Consider the following 5,304-nt stretch of genomic DNA (forward strand, 5'->3'; position numbering starts at 1 on the left):
ATGACCGGCAGGTCGGGTTCGCCGGACGCTTACTTTTCGGATTCAATTGGCCGAGTTAATTATTGTGTGTAGAGAGCACTCGACCTTAGTTGGGTATGCAGCGAATGGCGGCTTTCATCATGCATTGCTGCCGTTGGCGATGAACAAATAAGATCTTTTTCGGCGAGCATTGAAATATTCACAGGGCCTCGCGTTTACCCCCGGAAGCGGCTTTTGTTTTATTTCACGTGCATCCAAAACGTTGTTTTGCGCCCGTGTTTTGCCTTCAAGCGGGTTTCAAACGCATGATGTGGTTCAATAGAGCCGAAATCTTCAATTCTTGTTGCCAATCTCCTGCATTCCATCAAGTGCCGCGCAGAATGCTTGTAGCGTCCGCTGCGGCCAAACTCCAAATTGTCTTCAACCATTGCCCGCAAAAGCAGGGTTGCTGACAATGGGTGCTTTTCAGCCAAGGCTTCAGCAGCGGGAGACAAAACCTGATAGTTACAACCATCGATGACCTCCCAGTTTGCGATGACCAGCCCAGCTGCCCGGTCAAGAGCTGGCCACGAGGTTAAGAACCATAAGGCTGAGGTTATCTCTTTGTGGTTTTCAGCAAATGCAAGGGCTTTTCGTTCAGCCTCAAAGTCTTCAAAATCCGGTAGTGCGTTCAGGTAGGCACGAAGATGAACCTTCGAGAGGGATTGTTCGAAACAAGCCCACCGAACTGCCTGCGCCTCCTCCGGTTTTCCGAGCGCTTCCAACACTGCAATGCGTGTATCTTCCCACGTTGAATCGTGAAAGAACCAGAGCCGATCTTCGTTATCGGGTTGCCCCGCATCAAGAGCCTTCAGGGCCTCTTCCGCCCGGCCTGCAGCAAGGAGACGCCCCGCAATAGCTGCTGCGATCTTTGGGACTTTTCGGGCTTTCTCATCATACTGCGCAATAAATGCGTCAACATCTCCCGAGGCGTCGGCGATTTCCTGGAGCGCCGACTGAACACTAGCCATTCGGGCGCGCTCGTACATGACATCCGCATAGATTTTCCCACCACTCCCCCAGCCGATTACAACCCGGTCTTCCGGGGCAGGTGTTTCTAATGGTTCATTTGACCATGCGATGATCAGGCCTTTCAGTTCATTCAGCCCTGTTTCGCCAAGTGCCGGGGCTGAAACTTGGATCAATGAATCGTACTGGCCAAAATCATTTTGCTTGACGGCTTCGAATACATGTCCGGCAAGCTGCTTCGGCTCAAGCGCTGCCTTCACCGCGATCTGGCCCAGCTCGTCACACGCTTCACGAAACACCCCGCCAAGCACGCCGCTACTGTCATCGCAACGGTTCAACGTATGAGATGCCAAGCCCATAAACTGCCACATGAGCTCAAGCGCTTCCTTTGGCGCGGCTGGTGCGATCTTTTCGATGATGGCGTTTTTTTGGATGAGCAGGTCCTTTTCTACAGCCCCCCTTTTGTGCCAGTCGATAAAAGAATCGGATCGCGCCAATGTTGCAAGCCTCTTCCGTATCTCCTTTGCCAATTCCAAGTGGCTTTCTGCGCCTGCCAACTCCATGCGCAGTCTCCGTTTCATCTCGGCACTTCCGGTGCTGATTTCGATCAACAGAGCAGCCAACGTTTTGGCACCCAAGCGTTCCAGATTTTTGGCATTCAGTGTCTTTTTGGAGGCCACGCAGGTTTCCTCAAAGTTTTTTTTGGAAGGGATTGCGGATCTGAGAATTTCCGATTGCAGAGAAGTCTGCGCGTTCTTTTCAGGCAAAACACAGATTTTGACAAATCGCTTTTTCGTATGGCGTTTCGGGACGTGTGGCGACATTCGGTTTCACAGTGTGATAGCAATCACGATTACCCACCAGCCAATACTTGCTGTAAGACTGGATGGATCAAATGGTTGCCGTTTTTGTTTTCGTATAGAAAACGATCGTTTTCTATACGGCATTCTCTGATATTTCTGCGTTTCAAATTTGCTCGATATTTTTGTCTGTTTACTGCATCTGAAAAACAGAATATGGATTTGCTTGAAGAAAACGGGTTTTCGGATCCAACCCTATGCTGATCGGTTATGTGCGGGTTTCGACTGCTGATCAAAACACCACCTTGCAGCAGGATGCTTTGAGGGCGGCGGGGTGCGAACAGATTTACGAAGACCATGTCAGTGGTGCCAAGGCTGACCGCCCTGGTTTCACCCGTGCGTTGGAGCAACTTCGTAACGGGGATACGCTGGTCGTCTGGCGTCTTGACCGCATGGGCCGATCGTTGAAAGACCTGATCATCCGTGCCGAAGAGCTTAAACAAATGGGCGTCGGTTTGAAGAGCCTGCAGGAAGGCATCGATACGACGTCGAGCAGCGGCCAGCTGATTTTCCAGATTTTTGGCGCATTGGCGGAGTTTGAGCGGAACCTGATCTAGGAACGCACACAGGCTGGATTGACTGCAGCCCGCGCCCGCGGCCGGAAGGGTGGCCGCAAAAAGGCTCTGGGGCCAAGAAAGCGGGCCCATGCTGTTGACCTTTACCGTGCCCGGAAGCACACGATCCCTGAAATCTGTGATTTGATGGGGATCTCACGGGCAACCCTTTATGCCTACATCGAAGAGTTTTCAGATGGGAAATAGAGGCATCCGGCTTCCATCTGAAACTCTGCTATCGCTGAGAACCCGATTGAACGGGCTGCCGGCCCGGTCTGCGGCAAGGCGTGAAGAGGTGGCACGGATCGCGGCACTCTTTGGTGTCAGTTCGTCGACAGTCTATCGGGCCTTGAGCGGATTACACAGGCCCAAGCCATTAAGACGCTCTGACCGGGGGCGACCGCGCGGACTTCCTGAAAAAGAGCTGGAACGTTACTGCGAAATCATAGCCGCCTTGAAGATCCGGACAAGGAACAGGAACGGGCGGCATCTTTCGACCAACCGGGCAATCGAGATTCTGGAAGAACACGGGGTGGAGACCCCGCAAGGCTTTATTCAACCGGAAAAGAGCCTCTTGAAACGATCTACAGTAAATCGCTGGCTTAAAGATTGGGGCTTAGACCACCCGCGGATGACACGCGCTGTGCCGCCGGTTCACTTCGAAGCACAACAATCGAACTCCTGTTGGCAATTCGACATGAGCCCTTCCGATTTGAAGCATATCAAGCAGCCGGAGTGGATCGACCCCAAGCGCGGTGATCCGACCCTTACGCTGTTCAGTGTGGTCGATGATCGATCTGGAACCGCCTATCAGGAATACAGGTGTGTCTATGGCGAAGACGCAGAGAGTGCTCTCAGGTTCCTGTTCAACGCAATGGCATCCAAAGACGATACCGAGTTTCAGGGCATCCCCGAGATGCTCTACATGGACAACGGGCCTGTCGCAAAAAGTCTGGTATTTCAGTCAGTCATGGAAAAGCTCGGGGTGAAATGGCAGACTCATATGCCGGCAGGCTCCGATGGCAATCGTGTGACCGCGCGGTCCAAGGGCAAGGTTGAGCGCCCTTTCAGGACCGTCAAGGAAGCCCATGAAACGCTTTATCATTTCCACCAGCCGGAAACCGAGGCTGAGGCAAACCTGTGGCTACGAAATTTCATAAATAAATACAACGACAAACCGCACCGGCGGGAGGCCCATAGCCGGATTGAAGACTGGATTGCCAACTTGCCGTCTTCCGGTCTTCGGGAAATGTGCACCTGGGAGCGCTTCTGCGCCTTTGCTCGCGAGCCAGAATGTAGAAAGGTCGCCGCGGACGCTCGCGTCTCGGTCGGTGGCGCTTACTATGAAGTCGACAGTGACCTCGCGGGCGAAGATGTTCTGTTGTGGTGGGGACTGTTCGACCATGAACTTTTTGTCGAATGGAACGACAAGCGTTACGGCCCTTTCCGGCCGTATGGTGGTCCGATCCCGCTTCATCGCTACCGCAAACGCAAACCCTCCCGCCGTGAGATCAGGGCGCAAACCGTGGCCAAGCTTGCTGAACAAATCAGCGTTCCGAAAAGTGCGCTTTCAGGGAGCATCAATCCGACAGGCCCGTTGGCCGAGATCGCGCCTTTATCGAAAATCCGCTTTAGTGACCCGGACCCTTGGGGGCAAATCAACTATGAAACCACGCTCAGCGCCAAACGGGCCATTTCCTATATTCTCGATCGGCCGCTTGCGGAATTGAATCTGGAAGACCGGGAGTTCATTACCGGCCTTGTAAACCGGACACTGAACAAGTCCGAGATTAAAATCGCCATCAGACAACATTTCCGGCGCTCATAACACCACTTTCGGAGAGGTAGCCATGCTCAGTTCGCAGGTCATGAAACACTTCGGTATTGAGCGTTCCTGGGACCAGGCAGGATATTTTGAAACGTCTCGCCAAGCTCAGTTTCAAGAGGAGGTCACGGCCGCAATCATGGCAGGCAGCCTAGTCGCCATTTCGGGTCCCGTCGGGGCCGGAAAGACAGTCATGATCCATCGCCTGCAGGAAGAGCTTTCCAAGTCCAAAAAAATCATCATCGCCCGCAGCCTGTCGATTGAAAAGTCACGGGTTGTTCTCCCTGTTCTTCTGACGGCCCTTTTCCTGGACATCTCGAGAAAACCAGACCTCCGTGTTCCGACACAACCAGAACGCCGGGAGAGAATGCTTCAGGAGCTGGTTCGCAAGGCCCGCAAACCGATCGCACTGTTCATTGATGAGGCTCACGATTTGCATGGCAATACGCTAAACGGTTTGAAAAGGTTAAGAGAGGTCATTCATGCTGGTGGGGGAAAGCTGTCCATCGTTTTGGTTGGTCATCCAAGGCTCAAGAACGACCTTCGGAGGGCAACCATGGAAGAAATTGGCAACCGGACAGTGAAGCTGGACTTCAACAGCATTTCGGAAGAACGCCGCGAGTTCATTGGGTGGTTGCTAAGTCAATGCCTAGCCGAAGGAAAGGACCCCGCTTTGGTCATGGAGGAAACTGCGCAGGACTTTCTTGCAGAGCGTCTTACAACACCGTTGCAAATATTCGAGCATCTTGACCGCTCATTTACAGACACCTACCGCCTCGGAGGCGAACAAGTCACACGTGATATCGTAGAGGAAACGATCGCTGCCGGTTTCGATGACCTCGACGCGAAATTGGCAAGGATCGGATATGGCCCCAAAGCACTTGCCGATATGACCGATGTTAGCGTCGGTGAAATCAAGCGCTTCTTGAAAGGGCAACTGGATGCCGAGCGTACAGATGCGCTGACCGGCATCATGAGAAAGACTGGACTGCCGATTTGAGAGGAACCTGCGGTATCGGAACTCTGACAGTATTTTCGACTTTTGTTATTCGCAAATAATGTGGGCCGAGAATTATGA

At 52.9% G+C, this 5,304-nt stretch carries 3 protein-coding genes and 1 pseudogene; 3 read left to right on the forward strand and 1 reads right to left on the reverse strand.

All coding sequences use genetic code 11. The features are described from left to right. Positions 1 to 218: 218 nt before the first annotated feature. Entirely contained in the window at positions 219 to 1,811 is a 1,593-nt protein-coding gene (locus E1297_RS04555) for a DUF6880 family protein (protein WP_244327636.1), read from the reverse strand. 233 nt (positions 1,812 to 2,044) lie between these two features. On the opposite strand from E1297_RS04555, the pseudogene E1297_RS04560 reads away from it, so the two are divergent. The 3 genes and pseudogenes from E1297_RS04560 (at position 2,045) to E1297_RS04570 (ending at position 5,226) form a co-directional block, all read left to right on the forward strand. After that, positions 2,045 to 2,608: pseudogene (locus tag E1297_RS04560) on the forward strand (recombinase family protein). Then, on the forward strand, positions 2,598 to 4,229 hold the full coding sequence (locus E1297_RS04565) for a DDE-type integrase/transposase/recombinase (protein ID WP_155134467.1): 1,632 nt from the start codon (positions 2,598 to 2,600) through the stop codon (positions 4,227 to 4,229). The pseudogene E1297_RS04560 and the gene E1297_RS04565 overlap by 11 nt, the downstream one beginning before the upstream one ends. Before the next feature lie 22 nt (positions 4,230 to 4,251). Then, entirely contained in the window at positions 4,252 to 5,226 is a 975-nt protein-coding gene (locus tag E1297_RS04570) for an AAA family ATPase (protein WP_155134470.1), read from the forward strand. Positions 5,227 to 5,304: the final 78 nt, after the last annotated feature.

It is taken from the genome of Roseibium sp. RKSG952, assembly GCF_009711355.1.

Bases quoted from the DNA above. Each gene is read 5' to 3' on its own strand.
- E1297_RS04570 (WP_155134470.1), top strand. From the start codon at position 4,252: ATGCTCAGTTCGCAGGTCATGAAACACTTCGGTATTGAGCGTTCCTGG.
- E1297_RS04555 (WP_244327636.1), bottom strand. From the start codon at position 1,811: ATGTCGCCACACGTCCCGAAACGCCATACGAAAAAGCGATTTGTCAAA.
- E1297_RS04565 (WP_155134467.1), top strand. From the start codon at position 2,598: ATGGGAAATAGAGGCATCCGGCTTCCATCTGAAACTCTGCTATCGCTG.